This window comes from Yoonia sp. 208BN28-4 (genome assembly GCF_037543925.1).
Taxonomy (GTDB): domain Bacteria; phylum Pseudomonadota; class Alphaproteobacteria; order Rhodobacterales; family Rhodobacteraceae; genus Yoonia.
Window position 1 is genome coordinate 316,731 of the sequence record NZ_JBBIFY010000003.1, and the last position, 26,372, is coordinate 343,102.

7 protein-coding genes are annotated in these 26,372 nt (G+C 57.7%); 1 reads left to right on the plus strand and 6 read right to left on the minus strand.

The genetic code is table 11. The features are described from left to right. Positions 1–130: 130 nt before the first annotated feature. The 4 genes from purF to radA form a co-directional block, all read right to left on the minus strand. Positions 131–1,588, minus strand: a complete 1,458-nt coding sequence (gene purF / locus V8J84_RS11755; protein WP_339931332.1) for an amidophosphoribosyltransferase — start codon at positions 1,586–1,588, stop codon at positions 131–133. A gap of 133 nt (positions 1,589–1,721) precedes the next feature. Further along, positions 1,722–2,822, minus strand: coding sequence for a histidine kinase dimerization/phosphoacceptor domain -containing protein (locus tag V8J84_RS11760; RefSeq protein ID WP_339931334.1), 1,101 nt, complete (start codon positions 2,820–2,822; stop codon positions 1,722–1,724). Positions 2,823–2,970: 148 nt separating this feature from the next. Then, positions 2,971–3,528, minus strand: a complete 558-nt coding sequence (locus tag V8J84_RS11765; protein WP_339931336.1) for a CvpA family protein — start codon at positions 3,526–3,528, stop codon at positions 2,971–2,973. Positions 3,529–3,558: 30 nt separating this feature from the next. Beyond that, a complete protein-coding gene (radA, locus tag V8J84_RS11770; RefSeq protein ID WP_339931338.1) occupies positions 3,559–4,926 on the minus strand; it encodes a DNA repair protein RadA in 1,368 nt (455 codons plus the stop codon). A gap of 1,140 nt (positions 4,927–6,066) precedes the next feature. Here radA and V8J84_RS11775 point away from each other — a divergent pair. Further along, on the plus strand, positions 6,067–24,666 hold the full coding sequence (locus V8J84_RS11775) for a VCBS domain-containing protein (RefSeq protein ID WP_339931340.1): 18,600 nt from the start codon (positions 6,067–6,069) through the stop codon (positions 24,664–24,666). Between the two features lie 91 nt (positions 24,667–24,757). Here V8J84_RS11775 and V8J84_RS11780 read toward each other — a convergent pair whose 3' ends face one another. Together V8J84_RS11780 and V8J84_RS11785 are read right to left on the minus strand one after the other, a co-directional pair. Beyond that, entirely contained in the window at positions 24,758–25,216 is a 459-nt protein-coding gene (locus V8J84_RS11780; RefSeq protein ID WP_339931342.1) for a paraquat-inducible protein A, read from the minus strand. 28 nt (positions 25,217–25,244) lie between these two features. Next, positions 25,245–26,048 carry a DNA repair protein gene (locus V8J84_RS11785; protein ID WP_339931344.1) on the minus strand — a complete coding sequence of 268 codons (804 nt, stop codon included), beginning with the start codon at positions 26,046–26,048 and terminating at the stop codon, positions 25,245–25,247. Between the last annotated feature and the right edge of the window lie 324 nt (positions 26,049–26,372).

The following is a 26,372-nucleotide window of genomic DNA, read 5'->3' on the forward strand; positions in this document are numbered from 1 at the left end:
TTCCAAATGTCTGCAATGTGGGTTGCTTGGAAAGCTGATGTGATGCCGCGCCGCAGCATGTTGAAGAGGGGGCTGCGTTTGTCCCTACGTCACTTGCGGATATCTGCGCATGGGGCGGGTAGGGTCGGCGTTATTCCGCCGCCTGTTTCGCGCGGAAGCCCTGTTCGATCATATCTGATGGCGCAACGGGGTATTCCCCCGAAAAACATGCGTCGCAATAGGCCGGAGATTTCGCGTCGCGGCCCTTTGATTCGCCCACGGCGCGGTAAAGACCGTCCAGCGTGATGAACTTCAGGCTGTCCACGCCAAGGTGGTCGCGCATCTCGTCCTCGGACATGGTGGCGGCCAGCAGCTTTTCCCGCTCCGGCGTATCCACACCATAAAAACAGGGCCAAGCGGTTGGCGGGCTGGCGATGCGGAAGTGGACCTCGGCTGCGCCTGCATCAAGGATCATTTCCTTGATCTTGCGGCTGGTGGTTCCGCGCACAACGCTGTCGTCCACCAAGATCACGCGTTTGCCCTTGATCAACGCACGGTTCACGTTGAGCTTGAGGCGCACACCCATGTTGCGGATCTGCTCGGTCGGCTCAATGAATGTGCGACCCATGTAGTTGTTGCGGATGATCCCCATGGCATAGGGGATGCCCGATTGCAGCGAATAGCCGATGGCGGCAGGCGTGCCGGAATCGGGAACGGGGCAGACCAAGTCGGCGTCAACGGGCGCTTCTTTCGCCAGTTCGCGGCCAATGTTTTCGCGCGTTTCATAGACCGAACGACCACCCAACTGGCTGTCGGGACGGCTGAAATAGACGTGTTCAAAGATGCAGAAGCGCGATTTGGCAGGGCGGAAGGGGAAATGGCTTTCCACGCCCTTGTCGGTGATGACGACCATCTCGCCTGCTTTGATCTCGCGCACGAACTCCGCGCCGATGATATCAAGCGCGCAGGTTTCCGACGCCAGCACCCAGCCTTCGCCGACTTGGCCCAACACCAACGGGCGCACACCCAGCGGGTCGCGGCAGCCGATCAGCTTATCGTGGGTCATGGCCACCACAGAGAACGCACCTTCGACCTTGCGTAGCGCCTCTTCCATGCGGTCTGGGATGCTGCGGCCCATCGAACGGGCCATCAGGTGGACAATACATTCGCTATCGCTGGAGCTTTGAAAGATCGAGCCGCGCTCAATCAGCTCGCGGCGGAGTGCCACTGCGTTGGTAATGTTGCCGTTGTGCGCAATCGCGGCACCGCCCATCGCAAATTCGCCAAAGAACGGCTGCACGTCGCGCATCGCTGTGTGTGCTTTGGATCCGGCGGTGGAATACCGCACATGGCCAATACCAATCGGACCGGGCAGGGAGGCCATCATTGCGGGGTTGGTAAAGTTGTCACGCACCAGCCCCATGCGGCGCTGCTGGTTGAAACCGGTGGTGGTATCGTAGGTGACGATGCCACCAGCCTCTTGCCCGCGGTGTTGCAGAGCGTGCAGGCCAAGTGCGACAAAATTGGCGGCATCCGCCACGCCGATCACGCCAAAGACGCCGCATTCCTCTTTCAGTTTATCATCATCAAAGGGATGGGCAGGGGGCATGGCCCCGGGGATGTCATGGGTCAAGAGTGGCAGCTCCGAGAATCCGATGTGTCCGTTGACGCCCTCTTAACGGACCCGCGCAAGGCTGTCACGGCACGATAGGACGATCGCTGCAAAAAGCCGCGTGTCGTGGCTATTCGGGACGATCAAACACAATCGACAAAAGCGCGCCGTTGTCGCCAACCTGATGGGTCAGTTGCCCGCCAAGCTGCATGGCTGCCGATGACATCAGCGATGCGCCCAGCCCGCTGCTGCCGACATCCTGCTTTTGATCGGACTGTGCGGCACCAATGCCGTTGTCCTTGCAGTTAAAGACCAGTTTGTTGTCGTCGCTGTCGTGCAGGATGATCTGGACGATACCGTCACGGTCGTCGGGGAAGGCGTATTTGATCGAATTGGCCACAAATTCGCTCGAGATCATGCCAAGCGCAGACGCCGCACTTGGTGTCAGATCGACATCAACGCTTTCGCAGGCGACCTGAATATGCGCGGGGCAAATCTCCTGAAGAAAGCTGGCCACGCGATCCAGATAGGATTGGGCGTTGACCGTGCCCTTCCCGTCACGCTCCATCAGTTCGCTATGCAAGGACGCTACAGCCGAGATGCGCCGTTCCAGCATGCCCAGAACGTCAAGCGCTGCCGTATCCGTGACTTGCCGTGCTCCCATGCGCAAAAGCGATGAAATGGTCTGGAGCGAATTGGACACGCGGTGATCAATCTCGCTGCGCAGGTCAATCTCCTGCCTGACCTTCTTACGCAGTTCCAGTTCGGTTACGATCTGGCGGGACAGCGTGCGCAGGGCGTCGCGCTGGAAATCGGTCAGCACGCGTGGCTTGGTATCCAGAACGCAAAGCGTGCCGATGGGCGACCCGTCGGGCGAAACCAGATTGGCGCCCGCATAGAATTGCACATTGGGATCATCCACATGTAGCGGATTGTCCAGCGTGCGTGCATCTTTGGACATATCCTCGATCTCGAACACGCCATCGTTGAGGATCGCATGGGCGCAGACAGATTCCGTCAGCGTGGTTTCGGCCCGATCAAATCCAACGCTGGCTTTGAACCACTGGCGATCACTATCAACAAGGCTGATCAGGGACACCGGCACTTCGCAGATACGCGAGGCAAGTGCGACGATATCGTCAAAGCTGGCCTCGGCGTCGGTATCAAGAATGTCGTAGGATCGAAGCGTCTTGAGCCGCTGATCTTCGTTCGGGTGTTTCGCGGCAAGCACGGTAGAATCCTCTTTGGAATCAGAATTAAGAAACCAACGGTTGACCCGTCAAATGAAATATACCGACCTTATAGGCCCCCACCAAAGGTGATGGAAGCCTTGGTACTTATATGCAGGTGCTTTGTCACCGTCTTGCATGGTGCGACGCTTACTCGGCCGCGCCACACTCACCGACAAGCTGTTCATACTGCGTTGTAATCCAGCCCAGTGCCGCCTCGGGGTCGCGATCTTCGATCTGGCCGGTGAACTGTTTGAACACGGCGGCGGAACGGCTGTTTTCAACCATTTCGATCTGCTGCGCGGACAAGACCGTCTGATAGACAAAGAACGCAACAGCGACCAAGAGGATTCCGCGGAATACGCCGAACAGGAACCCAAGGCCCTGATCCAGCCCGCCAAGCGCAGAGCGTTGCACAAGGCTTGAGAAAAGCGGTGTAAAGATCGACACGACCACAAGGGCCACGGCGAAAACCGCGGCAAAGGCTGCGATGATCGACAATTCACAGCTATCACCGATGAAATCGCCCAAGACCGGCACCTGACGCACCAGCGGCTGCACCTGATCGGCAAAGATGAACGCAAGGATCGTAGCACCGATCCAGCCAGCGATTGCCATCGCCTCGCGAACCAGACCGCGGCTATACGCCAGAAGTGCCGACAGCACGATGATAATGGCAACGACGCCGTCGATGATGGTAAAGTCCATGTCAGTCTTACTCCTGCCGCACCGGCAGGATCAGCTGCGCGGCCCGAAAATGTCTTCTACGAAACCGGCCAGATCGTTGGTCTGGCGCTGGTTAATGCCGTCCACAGCGACCTTCTTGTTCTGCTGCGGCGTGATTGCGGAGGTAAAACCAAGTTTTTGCGCCTCTTTCAATCTATTTTCGGTCTGCACCACCGGTCGCAGTGCCCCGGACAGGCTGATTTCCCCGAAAACGACCGCTTCCTGTGGCAAAGCTGCATCCTCGCGGGCGGAAACGAGGGCTGCGGCGACGGCAAGATCGGCGGCAGGCTCACCAATCCGCATGCCACCCGCGACGTTCAGATAGACATCAAGCCCCGTAAACGGCACGCCGCAGCGAGATTCGAGAACCGCAAGGATCATCGCAAGACGCCCGCCATCCCAGCCCACGACAGACCGGCGTGGCTGACTGTGAGGGGAGGGCGCGACAAGCGCCTGAATTTCGCACAGCATCGGGCGGCTGCCTTCGATGCCAGCGAAAACGACAGAGCCGGGGGCAGGTTTGCCGCGATCGGACAGAAACAGGGCAGAGGGGTTTTTGACCTCGGCCAGTCCCTTGCCCGTCATCTCGAACACGCCAATCTCGTCCGCCGGACCAAAACGGTTTTTCACGGCGCGCAGGATGCGGAACTGGTGGCCACGCTCGCCCTCGAAATAGAGCACGGTATCTACCATGTGTTCGACCACGCGAGGGCCAGCGATAGCGCCTTCCTTGGTGACGTGGCCCACCATGACAACGGCCATGTTGCGGCGTTTGGCAAAGTTGGTCAGTTCGTGCGCAGAGGAGCGGACCTGACTGACAGACCCCGGCGCGCTGTCGACATTGTCGGCCCACATCGTCTGGATGGAGTCGATGATCGCCAGATCGGGCTGTTCGTTTTCCAACGTCGTCAGAATGTCGCGCAGGTTTGTTTCAGACGCCAGCATAACCGGCGACTGTTCAAGGCCCAGCCTGCGGGCGCGCATCTGCACCTGTGCGGCAGATTCCTCGCCAGAGACATAGATGACCTTCAACCCGTTGCGGGCAAATCGGGCAGCAGCTTGGAGGAGCAGCGTTGATTTGCCGATCCCCGGATCGCCACCGACAAGCAGGGCGGATGCCTCGACCAGACCACCACCCAGAACGCGGTCAAGTTCGGCAACACCTGACATCGTGCGTGGTGGGGCCTCTGCCTGCGTGGACAGATCGGTCAGCGTGATGGATTTGCCGCGCTTGCCGCCAAGTGACTTCTTGGACGGACCCGCGGCCAGGGGCACTTCTTCAACGATGGTATTCCAGGCACCGCAGCTGTCGCACTTGCCCGACCATTTGCCAAAGGCAGCGCCGCATTCAGAACATTTAAAGTTAAGATCTTTTGCCATGTTCCCCTTTTGTCCTAGTTCGCACGGCACGGCAATGGGGGAAACGGCAAAGCTGCGCCGGTTCAGGCCCGTTTGCGCTAACGGACTTGCCGGATGCGGAAAATTGCAGATTTTTTCGGTGGCGTCCGATTCGGAGTAGGTGCGGCAACGTTCCCGCACAACCCTTGCGCGACTGCCCATTGCCCTAACGTCAATCGTGGGCGGGGCGGCATGATTGTTGACGCTGCGGAAACAGTCATTGTCCGGCGACGCGGCAGCCTAAAGCACCGCGCAGGGGACGATGTTTGGCCTTCGCTGTTAGGTTTAAGGAAAGGGTGTTAACAAATTGTAAATACAGGTTGTCGGGTCATTTTTCGCGAAATATGCACGTGCAGAAATCTCTGTGAGCGGACGATTATTTATCCACAGGTTGTATTGATTTGCCTGAACAACCGTTTCCACCGTTTCGCATTACAGAATACAACTTTTGGTTTAATTGGCCGGTCGAGATTAATTCTAAACATGGTTAACAGCGTCTCGGTTTTTCCTGAAGTGGTGGGCGGCGTGAATTGCCAACCAAATTGCGCAATTCGTGATTTGCCGGATTTTTATTCCCTAATAAAATAAAGCCAGATTGTCCGCGCACGGGGAAAAACGGCTCTGGAAATGGCGCTTGACTGGCCGCGATCCGGTTGGCTGACAGGAGGCGTGTCAAGCAGTCTTTACTGTTGATTAACTTTTACAAACTGCGGCTAAGTGTCGGACATAAGGCTGTTTTGCGCCGATATGCTTCGTCAATTTAGAAGTGTGTCGCCCGTTTTTTATCGGGCCGTGTTTGGTGGGGACCAGTCGTTCGGTAGCGTTTTTGGGGTGGACTGATGCTTATTGATTTTGACGTGTTTTGTGAAAGGCGGACCGGGGTTCGTTTTATTCCAAACCATAGATCTAAAAGACGGCAGCGTATTTGCGATGCCGCATATGCCGCACTGCGACGAGATATCTAAATCCCACGCCGCTGAATAGGCTTTTGAAGATTTGGCACACGCATCCGCATCTGGCGGGTGCATGACGTCATTTCCGACCTTCGCCATCCGCGACAACCAATTTTTCGATTTCGCGCAGCTGACTGCGCTCACACCATAACTTCTCTGGAGACTTCTCATGCCAACACTGATCGTAGACGCGACTGGCGCCACCGGCGGATTCACATCAATTCAAGCTGCTATCACTGCCGCAGCTGTGGGGGACACGATTACCGTTGTTGGCGGGACCTACACAGAAGATCTGACGCTCGATAAATCGCTGACAATCGTTGCAGATGCAGGCGCGACGGTGACGACAGGCTCGATCACCATTTCGCCTCTGGCTGATGGCAGTGTTGTGACGATCGATGGAATTGATTTTGACGCAGCCGAGGCTACAGCTAACAGCGGTGTACGCTATGCTGGTGGGTATACCGATACAGCCAACGTCGCGCTGAACATCTACAATGTCGATGTCACCGGTTTCTCGCAAAATGGTGTCGCTATCAATGGCGGTGGCGCGGGGCTTGATGTCTCGTTTGTGAACGTGACGACCTCGGAGAATGGTGGTGGTTCATCGGGCGGGAGCGGTGATTTTTCCCTGTTCGAATTTATCGGCGATGCATCGCTGACAGATGTGACCATCAGCGGCACGACCGGTACAGCTGACCACGCATTCCAGATCGCTGGTTTTGAGGACGTCGGGGCGCATACCGTTGGCGCACCTGCGGGAACGATCACGTTCTCGAATGTTTCGGTCACCGGAAACTATGAGAAGACCTTGCTTTATGTGCAGGGCTACAACGATCTGTCTGGCATCAATTTTTCGGGCCTGACAGTGGGTGATGCCGGATCGTCTTCGACAAATGGAGCGGGCCCATGGCCGCCGGTTTACATTGATCCTATGGCAGGTGCCGGGACCTATTCGGGTCCGGCTGACGGGGTGACCAACCTTGATTTGACCGGTTTGACCATCGGGGCGACCTATGGCGGCTTTGGATCGCCAAATTCGATCTTCGTGCAGGGCACATCCGGACCTGACGAATATATCGGCACTGACAGTGGCACGACATTTGTGAATGTGTTCGCAGGCGACACAATCACCTTGTCCGAGACTATCGCTCCCGCAGATTTGACATTTGTCGCGGGTCCGCCCGACACGTGGACAATTGATCTGGGCAATGGCGCGACTGATATTTTCGCAGCCCCAGCATCTGGTGAAGTGACTGTTCTTGACGCACAGGGCAATTCCTTTGCGCTTGGCAATAGCGCAAGCAACCTTGACACGATCGAACCGTCAGTTGTGTCTGCGGTGTTTGATGATCTGCTCGTGAACGAAGCTGATGACGCCGCCACAGTCACCCTGACGATTACGTTCAGCGAAGCCATGAATATGGCTGTCACGCCAACAGTGTCGCTTGCAGGCGGTGCCGGCACGTCGCTGACTGCTCCGTCTGTGTCCGGTCCGGGTCTGGGATGGCAGACCGCAACGACATACAAGATCGCTTATACCGTTGACGAAACCGGCGATGACGAGATCAGCGATATCGCGGTTCTTGTTTCGGACGCGAAAGATGCGGGCGGTAATACACTGTCCCCGACAGTTGGCGGCACGCTGAGCGGCACAGAACTTGACACCACAGCCGACGCGAGCGGGGACCTGACGGTTGCGTTTGTGAACGACCCGATGAGCATGTCTTTTGCGGGCGACACGACCTTCAACGAGAACGAAGATATCCAGATTGCGGTATCCGGTCTGGATGCTGGCACAACAGGCACGCTGACTGTGACGTCAGGCATGACAACTGTGACCCACGAAACGTCAATCGCGGCCAACGGCACGATCACCTTGTCGGCGGCCAACAAGGCGCTGCTGCCGGACGGTCCTCTGAGCGTGAACCTTGATGTAACCGACAACAATAGCAACACCGCGTCCGCGATGGGCAACAGTTTCAATCTTGAGACTGTGAAGCCCACCGTGACATCCGCCAGCTTTTCCGGCGTTGATGGCAATGATGGCGTTATTTCCGACGCGGATGCAGGCGGGACCGTCGCGCTGAGCATCGCCTTCTCGGAGCCGATGGACACAAGCGCGCCTGCTGACGTGGTTGTCGCGGGTATTCCTGCCGGATTGACCGAATCGTCGTCCGTCACGCGTGCTTGGAGCGGCAATACGCTGACCATCACCTACGATGTGACCGATAACAACATGGACGATCTGGCTAATATCTCCGTCGATATTTCGGGTGCCAAAGACCAGTTCGGTAACTCGATGACCGCTGAAACAGGTCGGTCCACCAGCACCGCAATTGACTTGGTGAATCCCTTTGCTGTTTCCGGCGGCGTGGGCATTTTGGAGAACCCGGATGGTCTGCCGCAGTCGGTGGGCAGCATGAATGACGATGTTGTGGTGACGTTCTCGGTGACTGACGGCGATACTTTTGCCATCACCAGCAATCCCGGCAACGCGTTCAAAATCGTTGGCAACGAATTGCAAATCGCGGATGCGACAGCGCTTGACCGCGAAGACCTTGGTGAAGTTCTGCTAGTTGCGATCACTGCGACAGACGATGCGGGGAACACGACCGACTTTACCTACAGTGTGAGCCTTGCTGACGTGAACGATGCCGCCACTGTGCCAGCAGGGCAGGCTGGGCTGGTCGGCAATGTGAACGAGCGGGTTGATATGCCTGCAGATGAGGCTGCCGAGAACAATCCCACAGGCTTTGAAGCCACCGGCAGCTTTACCTTTGACGACGACGATCTTGGCGATAATCACTTCCTGTCGGTGACGCCATTGGCCACAGACGCGCCGGGCGGCGTGTTCTTTGGTACGTTCTTCCCCGGAATTTCGACGACGGCCACTGGTGCCGCAACCGGTGTAATCGATTGGTCACTGGAATCCTTTGATGCGGCTGAAATGGCCGTCATTGACGCGCTTGGTGATGGTGAGACCATTACGCAGGTCTTCCGCATCACAATCACTGACAGTGAGGGCGCGACCACCAACCAACCTGTCACCGTCACAATCACAGGTACAAACGACGCGCCTGAAGTGACAGCAACTGTGGACCACACACAGTCCAAGGCCGAGACAGAGACATCGCTGGATTTTACAGGCACCATCAGCCTGCGCGACGTGGACACCACGGATGAAGTCACACTGTCCGCAGTGGCGGTGTCTACCGATGATACCACCGGCAATGTGGCCGATGATGCCACGCTGCTTGCCATGTTTGACACGGCAGGGGCCACCGTGATTGCCAATGGCGACACGACTGGCACGTACACGTGGAATTTCAGCACAACAGACGGCTTTGATTATCTGGCAGTGGGCGAAAGCGTCACGCTGACCTACACGCTGACATTCAGCGACGACAGCAGCACGGGCAACGACGATATCACGCAAGACGTCGTGCTGACTGTGACCGGCACAAATGATGCGCCGCAGATTTCGCTGGTCGGCATGGACAGTGCGACAGGGGCCGCAAACGAAGGCAACGGCACGCTGACCGACAGTGGAACGCTGACTGTGACCGATCTGGACGTGACCAATACCGTCGCGACACAGGTGGATGCTGTCGTTGTCACGGGTGGTGATGCAACGGCTGTCGACAATGCGACACTTGCCGCAATGATGAGCGTCGACACGGTGGACGTCATCGACAACACCGCGACAGTTGGCACAATCAATTGGCAGTTCAACTCTGGCATTGAAGCCTTTGATTTCCTGAACCAGTCCGAAACTCTTGAGCTAACGTATTTGATTTCCGCCAATGACGGGACCGAGTCAGCCACGCAGAACGTCGTTGTAACGATCACAGGCACAAACGATGTGCCGACCATTTCTGCCGAAACCGCAAGCACGGCCGCAACCGAAGATGGCCCGGCAGTGACGGTCAATCTGGCCGATTTTGGCGATGATCTGGATGATGAAAACGACGGTGCAAACCTGACCTATACGATCGTGACAGGGCCCGCAGAAGGCAGTGCCACAATCACCGGCACAACGCTGTCGTTCGAAACCGATGCCGACTTCCAGGATCTTCAGGACGGTCAGACACGCACGGTGTCCGTTGTTGTCAAAGCCACAGACGCGCGCTTGGCTGATTCCGCGAACCAGACATTCACGTTCACCGTCACAGGTGCAAATGATGCACCAACGATTTCTGTCGCGACTGACGTGAGCGAGACGATCGAAGAAGGCGATGGCGCGCTATCAACATCCGGTTCGTTCACCGTCGAAGACGTCGACACTATGAACCTTGTCGAAATCTCGGCTGTTGCAACAGCTGCGACCGGTACGCTGCCCACTGCGCCGCTTGATCTGTCGTCGCTCTTCTCCGCAGTTAATGTAGGTGACACGGTCATCAATACCGCCAATACGACAGGCGGTGTGCACTGGAGTTTCAACAGCAACGCTGGTGACTTCGACTATCTGGCGCACGACGAATCCATCACGCTGACCTATACGGTGTCTGTCACTGACGGCACCGAAACCGTGTCGCAGGATGTGACGATCACGGTCAATGGCACCAACGACCAGCCCGTTGTAACAACCGGCTCTGCCGATACAGGTATTCGGGCCGAAACAACTGACGCCGACATGGCTGGCAATCTTGCCGCCAGCGGCACGTTGACCGTCACTGACGTTGACCTGACCGATACCCATACGATTGCAAAATCGCTCGCTTCCCTGACCATTACCGATGGCAGCAGCCCTGTGTCCGTGCCTTTGGGCCTGAACGCAGCGGTCGAGGCGGCATTTACAGCGACTAACGCAACGGCCAACACCACGATTGACTGGGCGTTCAGCCTTGCTGACACCAATGTTGATTTCCTTGCGGCTGGCGACACGCTGACAGCTGTGTTTGATGTGACAGCCGATGATGACAACGGTTTCACCGCGGCGATGGGCGACGAGGACTCGGAATCCGCGCCGAAACAGGTCACGATCACAATCACCGGCACCAATGACGCTCCTGTCATCGACGGAAGCGCAGGCGCATCCGGTGCAGCGACCGAGCCCGGCGAGACAGATCCAACCGATCCGACAGGCGACGATGGAACGGTCATGACGTCTGGCACGCTTGGATTTTCGGACGTCGATAACTCTGACACATTTACAGCCGAGGTTGTTGGCGTAGCGATCACAAGCGGCAACAGTACGGATATGCCGCTGACCACAGGCGATCTTCAGGGGTTGATGACAATCACCGACGAAGATGCCGGGACACTCGGGATCAATGTCACAACGCCCAACGGCCTGCAGTGGACATTTACATCCGGCGAAGGGCGCTTTGACTATCTGACCGCAGGCGAGAGCCTTGTTCTGGACTACACGCTGCGCGTCACCGACAACAACGCCGCAACCGACGACCAGATCGTGACGGTTACCATCAACGGCACCAATGACGAGCCGATTGTGACGGTGGCAAACCCCGCGAACTTTGACGAAGGCGATTCCATCGTCACATTGCAGCCGCCTGCGCCTGCTGCCGCAGATATGCAAACTGTTGATCTGCTGGGGACCGCGACAATTACCGAAGTGGACGAAAGCGATGCGCAAAGTGTGAGCGCAATTTCGGTCACCAGCACGACATCTGCCGGTGTGCTGACCGCACTGGGCGGCGTATCTGCGACAGATATCGAAGGCCTGTTCACCATTGGCGCAGGTGTCATCACGTTTGACAAGAACGCGCTGTTGTTTGACCGTCTTGATACCGGACAGGCGATCACCGTTGATGTGCAGTTTGATGTCACATCCGGCCCAGATACTGTCACGCGCACAGTGACGCTGACCGTCGATGGTGCAAACGACGCGCCATATTTCCTTGGCACAGCGGCAGATTTTGCCGAGACGATCACGGAACTGACCAATGCCGATGGGTCCGAGAATATGTTCCTGCACCAGCAGGACTTCACCCTTGGCTTTGATGACGTTGAGCTGACGCAGTCGCACACGGCGACCATCACGCCGACTTTGGGCACAATGGGGGATACCCCCGCGCTGGCCAATTACGTCGGGACATTCTCGCCCGGCTTCCCGCAGGTGGCCACAGGCACCGGCACCGGTGAGGTCAGCTTCCGCTTTCAAGTGCAGGATAGCGTGATCGAAAACCTGTCCGCCGATCAATCCATCGTGCAGCGCTATAAGGTTCTGGTGACCGATAATCAGGGCGCCAGCGTCGAAGAAGATATCGTGGTCACTATTCAGGGCACAAACGACGCGCCTGACATCACAGCCATCAAGGACAGCACAGGGGCCGCACTGTCAGCCTCCAGCCCGAAGCTGGTAGAGGATCAGGGCGCTGTTGAAGAAGGGCAGACCGACACGCAAAGCCTGACGGGTTCGATCGAATTTGACGACGTGGACGTGAACAGCCTTGCTGCCGCGCCGAAAGATGCCGACACACACATGATCTCTGCCGCGCTGTCGGCGGCGACCATCGGCGGGGTGGATGCCACTGGCAACCTTGCAGCGGCCTATACCGGCGCGATGCAAACGGCGCTGACGTTTGATCTGTCGGACATGGCGACCTTGGCCAACGACACATCCGGCGTTGCAAATGTCGCCAACTGGACGTTCGAGATCACTGACAAGGACTTCGATTTTGTCGCGGCGGGCGAGGAAATCGCACTAACCTACACTGTGACCGTCACAGATGAATTTGGCGGCACGGCGACGCAGGACATGACGCTGGTTGTGACCGGCACAAACGACATTCCTGTCCTTGGCACAGCGGCAACGTTGGCCGATGCGACCGAAGGTGATGTGATCACCGTGACTGTTGCACAGCTTCTAGAAGGCTGGAGCGATGTGGACGACAGTGATGATCTGTCGGTCAACGGCGATGATCTGGATGTCAGCGGGACGAGTCTGTCTGTCGCCAACTTCACCGCAAGCGGTGACGCGACATGGACCTATGACGCGATGGCGCAGACGTACACCATCACGCCACCCACCGATTTTAACGGCACAATCACTATTGATTACGATGTCACCGACGGCATTGCCCCACAGGCAGCACAGTTGAGCTTTGATGTGGCTGCTGTGGCGGATGGCGATATCGTTGCTACGCGTGCCAGCGTGAACCCGGTTCTGTTGGACGCTGGTGGAAATCTTATGATCGCAGGTAGCAGCGGAATTCCCGGTGATAACAACCAGTTTGTTGTTGCAACCGATGCCAACGATGCACCCGGTGTCGAGATCGCATTGACGGCCAAGATCGCCTTTACGGGTGGTCAGACTGTTGATCCGTCTGACGCGACAGGCGGCAGCTATGTTGTGCCTGGTGGCGCACGTGCCGGAACCGCACAAAACGGTTCCAGCCCTACGGCGGCCCGCTGGAACGTAGACTACTCGATTGGTGCTGATACCGACATGAACGGCGGCACACTCGGTGACCGTGACTACGTCTTTGAAATCTTTGAAATCGACGCGATGGGCGCAGAAACGAGCATCGCAAACTGGACGCTTGCGGATCGTTTGCAGGCGGCTGAGGATGCCATGGCCCTTCCTGCCGGATCGACTGCGGCGGTTCTGGCGACAAATACCCTACAGTTCACCGAAAACTTCGAGTTCCTTGAGAGCGAAGGACAGATCGGGTCGTTCGATCCGGCGGCTCCAGGGTTGTACCGCTTTGAAATTCGCGCCGAGAATGGTGCGAACGGCTCGGAAGAGCTGGCGGCATCCATCAACATTCGTGTGAACTCGACCCCTGAAGCGGATGCAGACGTCGCAAATGTGATCGAAGCGGGCGAGGGTGTCACAGGCAGCGCTGTTGCAACGGGCAACGTGCTTGACAACGACGACGATCCCGATCTGGCACCCGTGGCCGACACCGGTGAGCTGTTGGTGACATCTGTCAACTTTGGCGGCACCGATTACGCTGTTGCAGCCACCGGCAACACAATCATCGACACACCTTTGGGCCAGTTGGCGATTGCCGCTGACGGCAGCTACACCTACACCATTGATCCAGTGGCAGCCGACAGCCTGAACACAGGCAATGCACCGACCGAGCAGTTTACATACACCGTGACCGATCCTGATGGCCGCCTGACAGCAGTCACCACAGACGGTGACCCTGCCGGCGTTGATCAAGAGATCATCGATAGCGGCACAACAACATCTACGCTGACGGTTACGATCACGGGCACAAACGATGCGCCCGTGGCAAATGCGGTCACAAACCCCAATGTCGTCGAAGAAGACGAGACATTCAGCGGCGCATTGGTCACCGGCATGCCTACAGGCCCCGGCCAGTTCCCGATCTCTGCTTTTGCAACCGATGCGGAAACAGCTTTGGGCTTTGACGCGTTCACATTCGACAGCGTCACGATCGATGGTGGCATGGCACAGACTGGTGCGGCAGCACTTGCTGCGGCGGGTATCACCTATGACAACATGACTGGGGCGCTGTCCTTTGACGGAAGCGTTGCGGCCTATCAGGGCTTGGCGAAAGCGGACGAGGTTGATGTCGTTATCGGCTTTACCGTCACGGACGGAAACGGCAGCACAGACAGCAACACTGTTACATTCACTGTGCGGGGCACCAACGATACGCCTGTGATTTCACTGGCAATGGGGGACTCCGACTCTGGCATGGCGACAGAGACGGGCGACACCAACGGCACCGACGTATTGACAGACAGCGGCACGTTGACCCTAACGGATGCCGATATCACCGACAGCCACATGATCAATGCAACGGCGAGCACGCCGGTCTGGAAAGATGCGGGCGGTGCGGTGGTCATGGCGTATCCGGCCAGCTTGACCATTCCGACTGCGACCTTCACGGCCACCAACACAACCGACAATGATACGATCAACTGGGCCTTCTCGGTCGCGGACGCAGCTGTTGATTTCCTGAGTGCGGGTGAGACGCTGACATATGTCTACGATATCACCGCAGATGACGGGGCGGGTGCTGCATCTGGCCGTGACGAGGCGGGCACGAGCGCTGTTCAGCAAGTGACAGTGACTGTAACAGGCACCAACGACGCGCCAATCATTAACAGCATGGCAAGCGGCGTGAGCGGCTCTATCATCGAAAACGCTGCAGCGGATATGATCCCATCGCAGAACGCCGTTGCCACCGGCACAATCGCCTTTGCGGATGCCGATGCCAACGACCTTGCTACGGCAAGTGTTTCGACAGCTGCAGCGGACGTGACCGTCGCCTACATCGCAAATATCGATACGACGGTTTCCCCTCTGCCTGCGGCCATTGATGTGGCTGCCCTGCGTGGTGCGTTCTCGGTCAATTCGGCTGGTGCGTGGACTTACGATGCCGCGGCGCTTGATCTTGAGGCGCTGGCAGACGGGGATACCGTTACGCTGACCTACACAGTCGAAGTGACAGACGGTGATGAAACAGTGTCGCAGGATGTTGTCATCACGCTGACCGGCACCAATGACGCGCCAACAGCTGTGGGCGACACGACAAACTACGACACGATGGTCCCTGCCAATAATGTGCAGGTCACTGACGAGGACACAGCCATCACGATTGATGTGCTGGCCAATGACACCGATGTGGATGCGACCGATGGACCTGCAAACTTCACATTGAACTCTGTCATGCTGACCGGTGTGACCGGTGCGCTGACGGATGTGATGGCGCTTGGGACGGATACAACCGCGACGATTGTGGGCAACCAGCTTGTGTTTACACCGGGTGCGGCGTTTGACGTGCTTGATCTGAATGACACGGCTGTCGTGACAGTGTCCTACCAGATGCAGGACGATAGCGGTGCAACATCGAGCGCGACCGCAACAATCACCGTTGTCGGCACTAATGATCAGCCGACAATCGGTGATGTGAATATCGGTGGTCTAGTGGATACAGCCGCAAACGATCTGTTTGCAGCGACACCCGATATCGATGGCGCAATGACCGGTACAATCACCGCCGCCGCTTCGGACGTGGATGATGCAGCCGTGCTGACATACACCATCGCGGGGCAGGTGCTGGGCGGAATGGATACGTCCACCAGCCTTGCCGGCACATACGGCACGCTGACGATCAATACTGACGGCAGCTATGGCTACGAGGCAAACGCTGCCGCGATCAACGCCGCCAGCGGTGCGGCCACCACCGATACGTTCACCATTCAGGTAACCGATGAGAACGGTGCGTCCGACACATCAACGCTGACTGTGGACATCACCCCTGCCAATGACACGCCCGAGATCGCGGCACCTGCTGTGGGCGCGATTGTCGACACGGCTGCCACGACCGATATGTCTGCTGACGGCTTTACCACCTCAAATCTGTCCGGCACCCTTATGGCAACGGATCGCGATGATGCCGCCGCTGGTGCAGGGCAACTTGAATACGCGATCTCTGGCCAGACAGTTGCAAGCGGTGCAACCAGCCAAAGCTTCTTCTACAACCAGACATCAGGTGCAGTGACATCCGCACCGGGTATGGGGCTGATCGCGCTGGGCACATTGACCGTGAACAGCAATGGTGCTTACGACTTTGCGCCGGACGCTGCGGGCATTGATGCGCTGGATGCAGGCAACGTGCCTGTCATCACCACCAACGTGCGTGCAACCGACGGGGGAGGTCTGTTTGCCGAAACGTCCCTGACCATCAACGTGACAGGGGTTAACGATAATCCTGTCATTACAACGACAACGCCCGCGGTCACGATGGGTGTGGTCGAGGTGACAGCGCAGGAGCTGGCGGAAACCGACACCGGCACAGAGGTGACATCTGGCGGCACCATCACGTTCACTGACGTGGACAGTGACAACATCCCGTCCTTCGGCTTCCAACAGCTTGGCGCAGGCTATCAGGGCACGATTGCCTTCTCGCCTGCTGCCGGAACGGTGGCCGACAGCTCGGCTGGGTGGACGTTCGAGATCGACAACAGCGTTCTGAACAGCCTTGCCGATGGTGAGGCGCTGGACACAAGCCCGCAGCAATACAACATCCGCGTCTTTGATGGCGACGGTGGCGAAGTGCTGCAGCAGGTGTCGATCACGATCATCGGATCGAATGACACCCCTGTCATCACAGGCGCGCTGACCAGCGGTGGCGCTTTAGAAGCAGCAGACGGCGTTGTGGATGAAACGATCACCACATCCGGCACGCTGAACGTATCGGACGAAGATACATCCGATACCGTATCCGTTGCGGTCACAAACGCTGCGATCACGATGGGTGGCACCTATGCAGGGCCGCTTCCGGTTGCGCTGCCATCGGCGCTGCCATCGATGATGCAGGTGCGCGAGGCAGGCGGCACATTTGCGGCCTCGACTGGTGCGATGTTGGCTGATGGCCCGGCTGGCACAGACTTTGACTGGGCGTTCACATCCGCGATGTCCGGCGACAATGCGTTCGGCTTCCTTGCAAATGGCGAGACGCTTGAAATCGCCTACACACTGACGGCGACAGACGCCAACACAAAGGGCGGCACAGCAGGGGCCACGACCGAACAGGTTGTGACCATCACCGTGACAGGCACCAACGACGGGCCGGTTGCAGCAGGCGATGTCATTGTCAGCGCCAATGAGAACGTGCCTGACACGCAAGTGCTTGCCACAGCTTCGGCCGATGATACCGACCTGACCGATACAGTGTCCTATGCGATCACCACTGGTGCGGCCGGCCTGTTCGAGATCGACAGCACGTCGGGTGAGATCACGCTGATTGATGGTGTTGAACTGGATGCAGAAGCAGGACAGCAGTACATTCTGACGGTCACGGCAAGCGATGTGCTGGGCTTGACAGATACGCAGCAGATCACGATCAACGTGAATGATCTGGACGACAACATCACCACCGCGCCTGTCGATAGTGCAGTTGCTGCCAACGAGGTGGACGAAAACGCGACCGCCGGAACGACTGTCGGGATCACTGCCAACTCAACCGATGCGGATGTGACCTCTGGTGCTGTGTCCTATGCGATTACGGGCGGCACTGGCGCCAGCGACTTTGAGATCAACGCCAATTCCGGTGTTGTCACAGTCAAAGCCGGTGCAGACATCGACCGCGAGGCCGATGAGAACCTGACCATCGAAGTGACCGCGACGCCTGCAAACGGCGCGGCAAGCGCTGTTTCGACCTTCACGATCCAGATCAACGATTTGGACGAAGTGGACGTGACGCAGCCAGCGGACGTGAACGCTGCGGAAAACGAGGTGTCAGAGAACGCCAGCGCAGGCACGGCCGTTGGCATCACGGTTCTGGCGACAGATGGTGACGCCACGACAAATGGCGTGACCTATGCGATCACCGACGGGGATCCGACCGGTATCTTTGCGATTGATGGCGCGTCCGGCGTTGTGACGCTGTCCAGCGTGGCGGGTGCGCCTAAGCCTGACTTTGAAACAGCAACCACCCATACGCTGACAATCACCGCGACGTCGCAGGACGGTTCAACCGCGTCTGATATGTTCACGGTGAAAATTCTGGATGCCAACGACAACGCGCCGGTCTTTGCGACCAACGCGGTGCAGACGGCAGCCGAGAACCAGACCGCAGTTGTGGACCTTGCAGCAACGGACGTTGATACACCGGTCAGCGGCATCTCGTTCACGCTGAACGGCGGCGCAGATGAAAGCCTGTTTGAAATCACCGAAGTTGGTGGTGTCAGCAGCCTGTCATTCAAAGCCGCACCAGACTTTGAAGCGGCACAGACCAGCTTTGAAGTGGTTGTGAACGCATCGGATGGTGTCAATTCCACAGACCAGACCATCACAGTCAGCGTCACTGATGTGAACGAAGCACCAACCAACCTGACACTGGACAACGCTGTCACAACATTGGCGGAAAACACAGTCATCGGCTCAGGTATTAAGGTTGCCGATATCACAGTGACGGACGACGCAATCGTCACGGACAACATGCTGATGTTGACCGGCGACGATGCGAGCTTCTTTGCGATCGTGCACACCCCCGGCGGACCCGAGCTGCACTTCACAGGGGCATCGCCTGACTTTGAAAACGCATCCGACTTCAGCGGTGACGGCACGTACGATGTGACCGTTCAAGTCGATGATGTGTTTGTAGGTGGCTCTCCTGATGCCAGTGCGGTGTTTGCGCTTGAGGTGACAAACGTCAACGAAGCGCCTGAGGCGTCGATCATTCCCGCAGGGACATTCGACACCGTGGACGAGGACGAGACATTCAGCGGCACCGTGACAGCCACGGGTATGGGTATTCCTTTGGGAGCCTTCGCCACGGATGTTGATGGCAACATCGATCCATCATCGCTGACCTTCACAGCGGCAACGGTCAACGGCGCTGCCGTTGCGGGCTTGTCGGTGGCAGGGATCAGCTATGACGGTGCAACTGGCCTGTTCGGTTTTGACGGGGGCGCGGCGATCTATCAGCCGCTTGATCCGGGAACCGAAATTGATGTGGTCATCAGCTTTACCGCGACAGACGGCGGCGGGCTGGTGTCCAACACAGGCTCTGTCACATTCACTGTGCGCGGAACGAACGATCTGCCGGTGATTGATGCGGCCAGTTCGCAAGTCAGCCCAGTTGGAACAGAAGACAACAACGTGACCGGTGCGGTGGTCTTTACCGACGTGGATACATCCGCATCGATTGGCTACGCGGTTGTGAACACCGGAACAGGCGCGCCTGCAAGCGGGTCGGTCACGATCGACGCGACAAGCGGTGCCTACATCTACACGCCAAGCGCAGACTTCAACGGCACTGACGCCTTTACGGTTACCGTAACAGACGGTCAGGGCAGCACGGTCACGCAGGTTGTGAATGTGCAGGTTAATGCAGTGGATGATGCACCCGAGGCGGGCAACACAACCGCAACCACCGACGAGGACAACAGCACGACCATCGATGTGGGAACGCTGATTAACGAACGCGATGGTGACACGGTGACCGTCACTGCAAGCGTGTCTCCGGCACAGGGAACTGTATCGGTGTCGGGCACAGAGATTTCCTTTGACCCTGCAGAGGATTTCAACGGTCTTGCCGTGATCACATATACCGTCACCGACGACACCACCGGCGCGTTGAGTGATACCGGAACCGTCAATGTGACTGTTAATGCGATCAATGACGCACCGGAGGTCGAAAATCCGATCGCCGACCAAGGCGGGACAGAGGACCAGTCGTTCAGCTTTACCGTGCCTGCAAATGCCTTTGCAGACGTGGATGATGCGACGCTGTCCTACAGCCTTGGCATGTCGTCACCAATATGGCTGTCGATCAATGCGGTTTCGGGCGTCATCTCGGGCACACCGCCGCAGAACTTTAACGGCGCGGTGAACGTGGAAGTCATCGCCACCGATGCTGCGGGCCTCACAGCCAGCGATACCTTCGCGCTTGATATCGCTGCGGTGAACGATGCGACCGAAATCGATAATACACTCCAACCGTTCTCCGAGCATGTCGAGGCAATTGATGATGCGGCGCCTGTGCCAACAGCTGTCGCGCCATTGGTGACGCTGACGGACGTGGACGGCCTGGATTACGATGGTGCAGTATTTACGGCGAGCGTTGGCGGCAGCGATGCCACGGATAGACTTGCGCTGGATGAAAGCGGGTTAATTGAGATCTCGTCCGACGCTGTCTTGTTGTCGGGAAATCAGATCGCGACGGTGACGGGTCTGAATACGGGCGCCCTGACGGTGAGTTTCATCAATGCGCCAAGTTTGAGCGATGTTCAGACAGTCGTTCAGGCGTTGACCTATGCGACCACAGACGACACGCCACAGGCCACACGCAGTGTGCGGCTTGACCTCACCGATGGTGACGGCGGCGTCGCAATGCACAAATCGGTCGGCGTGTTGATCGTGTCGAAAAACGATAGCCCGAATGCTATCGACGACACATTTATCCTGTCGGAGGGCGCATTCGCGTCGGGTCTGAACCTGCTGACGCTCGACTTACCCGACAACGATCCCGAGTTTAATTCGCTCAGTGTGACTGAGGTTGAAGATGTGGATGACAGCATCGGATTGTTTATGCCTGCATCCGACAGCGTGAGCCCGTCGGCGTCCGGCGTCATCACCACCGATTGGGGCGCAGAGGTCACCTTGGCTGCAAATGGCCAGTTGCTTTACAACCTCACATCGGCCACCGCCAAGTTCAACGAACTGGGCGCAGGCGAAATAGCGACGGACCAGTTTAAGTACACCATCTCGGACGGCTTTGGCGGCACAGATACCGCGACCGTTTCGGTTCAGATTGTGGGTGTGAACGACGCTATCGTTGCGGTGGCGGATGCGATTACCACCACCGAGGATGCAGCGGCGACGGCAACGGGTAACTTGCTGACCAATGACACCGATCAGGACGTCAATGACGACCGGACAATCATCAATGTTGCAGGGACTGTTACAGCGTCCGTTGCTGCCGCAGCGGGTGGTTTTCAGGTCACAACCAATGACGGTGTGATCGTAAATGTCAGCACCGACGGCAGCTACACGCTCAGCGCGCCAGACGCGTTGGTTGGTGGTCAGGTCTATACCGCAACCTTCCTCTATACCGTGCAGGACGATGGTAGCGCCCAGTCGACAACCACTGTCACCGTCGAGGTCACAGGCGACAACGACGCGCCAACAGCCGCAAACGTCACGCTGACCGCATCGGACGAAGATACTGTGCGGACCATCACAGCCTCTGAACTGCTTGCCGGTGCCAGCGACGTGGACAGCACTACGCTGACCGTCACCCAGCTGACACTGACCAGCGGAAACGGCGGGCTTGTCGACAATATGGACGGCACCTGGACCTACACGCCGTTTGGTGATGACGACAGCGCGGTGACCTTCACCTACGAAGTGTCAGACGGGGCGCTGGTGGCGACGGCATCGGCAGATCTTGATCTGCTGCCGGTCAATGATGCGCCAGTGGGGACGCCAGCAATCCTAGGCACAGTGGAAGAGGACGCGACACTTACCGTCGATATATCCGGCATTTCGGACGCCGATGGTCTGGGGGCGTTCAGCTACCAGTGGCTGGCCGATGGCGTGGCGATTGTGGGTGCAAATGCCGATAGCTTCACACCGGGCGATGCCGAAGTAGGCGCCGCCATCAGCGTGACTGTCAGCTACACCGACAGCAACGGCACAGCGGAAGAGGTCACCTCCGACGCAACAGCGCCGGTTGCCAACGTGAACGACGCGCCAGTGGGTACGCCGACGATCGTGGGTGTTGCGGAAGAGGATGCGACACTCACCGTCGATACATCCGGTATTTCGGACGCCGATGGTCTGGGTGCGTTCAGCTATCAGTGGCTGGCCGATGGTGTGGCGATTGTGGGTGCAAACGCCGACAGCTTCACACCGGGTGATGCCGAAGTAGGCGCTGCCATCAGCGTGTCCGTCAGCTACACAGACGCCAACGGCACAGCGGAAGAGATCACCTCTGACGCAACAGCACCGGTGACCAACGTCAACGACGCGCCGGTCGGCACGCCAGTCATCGTCGGCACTGTGGAAGAGGACGCGACGCTCACCGTCGATACATCCGGCATCACGGACGACGATGGTCTGGGCGCGTTCAGCTATCAGTGGCTGGCCGATGGTGTGGCAATTTCGGGTGCAAACGCGGACAGCTTCACACCGGGTGACACGGAAGTCGGCAAATCACTGTCCGTGACTGTCAGCTACACCGACGTAAACGGCACCGCGGAAGAGATCACCTCTGCTGCAACTGCGCCGGTCGCCAACGTGAACGACCCCCTGATGGGCTCGCCGTTCATCGTGGGTTCGGTCGTGGAAGAGGACGCGCCACTGTTCGCGGACACCTTCACCATGTTTGATGCCGATGGGCTGGGACCATTCAGCTACCAGTGGCTTGCTGATGGTGTTGCAATTGCTGGTGCGACCGACAGCACCTTCACCCCCGGTGACGCCGAAGTTGGCAAGGCACTGACCGTGACGGTCAGCTACATCGACGACAACGGCACAGCGGAGGAAAGAACCTCTGGCGCGACCGTGCCTGTTGCCAACGTCAATGACGCGCCGATTGGTGGCATGCCATCCATTACGGTAAGTGAAAATACGGGCGATCAGAGCCTTGATCTGCTGGCCGGTGCGGCAGATGTCGACAGCCTGCTTTTGACAGTGTCGAATGCATCCGTCAGCAACCTGACGTTCAATGGCGTGACCGAAATGGACTTTGTTCCCGGCACACCGCTGAGCAACTACGGCACGTTTGCGGGCAGCACCTTCACAATCGACACAGATGATCCAAACATCAGTGCCGATGATGGTGACACCATTGTTCTGAGCATCTCTTACACCATCGAGGATGAGGACGGCGGTCAGACAATGACCTCTGCCACATTCACGCTGAACGGTGTTGATGATCTGACCGAAGGGGATGACATCTACTTTGGCACCGAAGGGGACGACTATATCGACGCACTTGGCGGTGACGATCTGGTCGATGCCCGTGGTGGCAATGACACGGTCCTTGACGGTGCTGGCGACGATATCGTCTTTGGTGGCATTGGCGACGATCTGTTCATCGCAGGCAGCGGTGCCAACGACTATGACGGTGAAGACGGGTATGACACGCTTGATTACTCGGCCTCGTCGCGTGGTCTGGCGATCAACCTTGAAACCGGTGACAACACCGGCGGTGAGGCTGGCAATGCCGCTGGCAATGACAGCTTTATCAACATCGAGGGCCTGATCGGTGGTCAGGGTGATGACATCCTGACAGGTACAACCGGCAACAACACCATCGCCGGTGGTGATGGCGGCGACCTGATCCTTGACCTTGGCGGCGATGACTTCATCTTCGGCAACGACGGTGACGATGTGTTCAAGGTCGGTGCGGGTGCCAACACCTTTGACGGTGGCGCTGGTGATGATCTGCTGGATTACTCTGCGTCGGGTCGTGGCATCAGCCTGAACCTTGCAACGGGTGACACCACAGGTGGTCAGGCCGGTAACGCGGCTGGCAACGATGCCTTTACCGATATCGAGGGCGTGATTGGCGGACGGGGTGGTGACATCCTGACCGGTAGCGACCTTGATAACCTGCTGAGCGGCGGGGCCGGTGCTGACGTGATCCTGGGCATGGGTGGTAACGATCTTATCCTTGACGGATCCGGCAGCGATACGGTGTTCGGTGGCGACGGTGACGATTACTTTACAGTCGGCAGCGGTGCCAACACGATCACAGGTGATGATGGCAGCGACACCGCCGATTACTCGGCGTTCCAGCGTGGCTTGCAGATCAACCTGACCGACGGCACCACATCAGGTGGTGCGACAGGCAACGCGGCTGGCAACGACGTGCTGGTGCTGATCGAAAACATCATCGGTTCCAACGGCGACGATGTGCTGCTGGGTGACGCGCAAAGCAACCGCTTTGAGGGTGGCACAGGCAACGATCGCCTGAGTGGCCGTGGCGGTGATGACAGCATCTTTGGTGGCGACGGCGACGACAGCATCTGGGGCGGCGGCGGTGCTGACGTTCTGTCCGGTGGTGACGGTGCCGACTGGTTCGATGGCGGCGCAGGCAGCGACCTTGATATTCTGATCGGTGGGGCGGGTGCTGACACCTTCCACTTCGATATGGGCGAGGGCGTCGATACGATCCTCGACTTCGAGGCCGGTATCGACACGCTGGAGCTGGATAACTTCGGGTATCTCACAACCAGCGCCGATGTTGCCGCTTATGCCAGCGAGATGGACGGTGACCTGATCCTCGACTTCGGTACGGACGGTTTCATCACCATCGAGAACGCAACGTTGATGGGTGTACAGGACGATTTCCAGATCGTCTAACGCCTGAAAGCGTTATCAAAATGCAAGGTGCGGCCGGGAAACTGGCCGCACCTTTTTTGCGCGGCAGTCATCTGCGCAATGCCGTCGGCGATTAGTCTGGAAGATTGCCTTGCTTGATCAGGCGCGCTGTCAGCGTCGATACGAGGATCGAGGCAAGGATACAGCCCGTAAACAGCCAAAGCCCCCAAGCCGTTTCCACCTTGCCGATCCCGATGCCTTTGACCACGACCACATAGAGCGCGATCAGAAACACATCGGCCATCGCCAGCTTCCCGATATAGGACAGCACCGGCAAAGTCGCAGCCTTGAGCAAGTTGAAATGCACAAGCGCAAGGCCGATTGTCTTGAAGTAGGGGGCAAAGAGCGCAAATGCAGTAACCAGCAGCGCAAGGGCCACGTCGCTTTCCCAAAGGCTTTGCAAACCTGAGATAACGCTGATTTCGGACAGGCCAAAAAGCGGCAAAAGCCCCGCACGCATTAACGGTGCGAACCATGCCAGCGGGAAAAGCACCAAAAGCGAGAGGTTGAGAACGCGCAAGGCTGTCAGCATGCCTACCTCCTAAAGGAAGGACGCGGGGCTATTCAGCTGCCGGTTTCTTGGGCAGGTTGACGACATTGCCATCGGGCATGATCGGGCCGGACATCTCGGACGCGATATCGACATCCTCCAGATCATCGTCGGACATATCCTCGACAATCTCGTCAGGTTCGTGCTCAAGGCTGTAACCCAAGGCGGGCAGGGCGGACTGCAGTTGCTCGTCAAGCTGGGCAAGCTGTGATGCGACAATGCTTTCTTCTAGCTCGACCTGCTGCGCCCATTTGCGGATTTCGGTGCAGGAATGCAGGGCTTCAACGATGCGTTCCTGCTGCAGTTCTGCGTCCTGTTGGCGCTGGCGCAGGAAATCCTTGGCGCGGGCGACCTTATCGTCGTTATAAACGTCGGCCAAATGGCGGGCTTGCTGGCTCATCTGGGCTGCGACTTCCATCACGCCGGGCTCCAGCCGCTCAAGATCGGGATGATCGCGCAGGTAGGACAGACGTTCGCGCACCGCGTCAAATTCGGAGGACAGGGTAAACAGGCCGGAACGGTCCGCAGTGTGTACAAGGTGATAGGCGTGGGCCACGTCTTCCATTTTGATCTGGAAATTGCGGTGGCTTTGCTCAAGCGCGAGCGTGCGACCGCTGGCTGGGATAAAGAACAACAGCGATCCGACCAATGCAGTGATCACCAGTTGCAGGTAAAATCCGGCCTCGGGGAAGACCAATTCGCCGAAGGTTGCTGTCAGTGTGAACCACGGGGCGAAGCCAAGTGCGCAAAGGGTTGTATAGCTGATCGCAAAAACGGAAATGACCGCGACGACAAAAAGCGAAAGTGCGTGCATCAATCGCGTCAGTGTTTGAAAAGTCCCCGCCACCAGGCTCATCCCTAAAATCATTTGCTCTGTTAACCTAAACAATAGGTTATCAAATGGTTGCACCCAAAGAGCAAAAAATTGCCGAGTGGTGTGTAAACGACAGTTTACAGCAACAATCGGCATAATTTACGCGCTTCGTTTCACAAATTCGGACAGATTTGGCAGCTATGACGCCAGACCGCTGCCCGTGTTGCCGCAATGACTAGGTGTAAAGACGTTGGCCAACACAAGGTATGGGTTTGCTACTCATGTTTTATGCCGCGACCGCGAAGCTGGGTGCAGCCGCGCCAC

Bases quoted from the DNA above. Each gene is read 5' to 3' on its own strand.
- purF (WP_339931332.1), bottom strand. From the start codon at position 1,588: ATGCCCCCTGCCCATCCCTTTGATGATGATAAACTGAAAGAGGAATGC.
- V8J84_RS11765 (WP_339931336.1), bottom strand. From the start codon at position 3,528: ATGGACTTTACCATCATCGACGGCGTCGTTGCCATTATCATCGTGCTG.
- radA (WP_339931338.1), bottom strand. From the start codon at position 4,926: ATGGCAAAAGATCTTAACTTTAAATGTTCTGAATGCGGCGCTGCCTTT.
- V8J84_RS11775 (WP_339931340.1), top strand. From the start codon at position 6,067: ATGCCAACACTGATCGTAGACGCGACTGGCGCCACCGGCGGATTCACA.
- V8J84_RS11780 (WP_339931342.1), bottom strand. From the start codon at position 25,216: ATGCTGACAGCCTTGCGCGTTCTCAACCTCTCGCTTTTGGTGCTTTTC.
- V8J84_RS11785 (WP_339931344.1), bottom strand. From the start codon at position 26,048: ATGCACGCACTTTCGCTTTTTGTCGTCGCGGTCATTTCCGTTTTTGCG.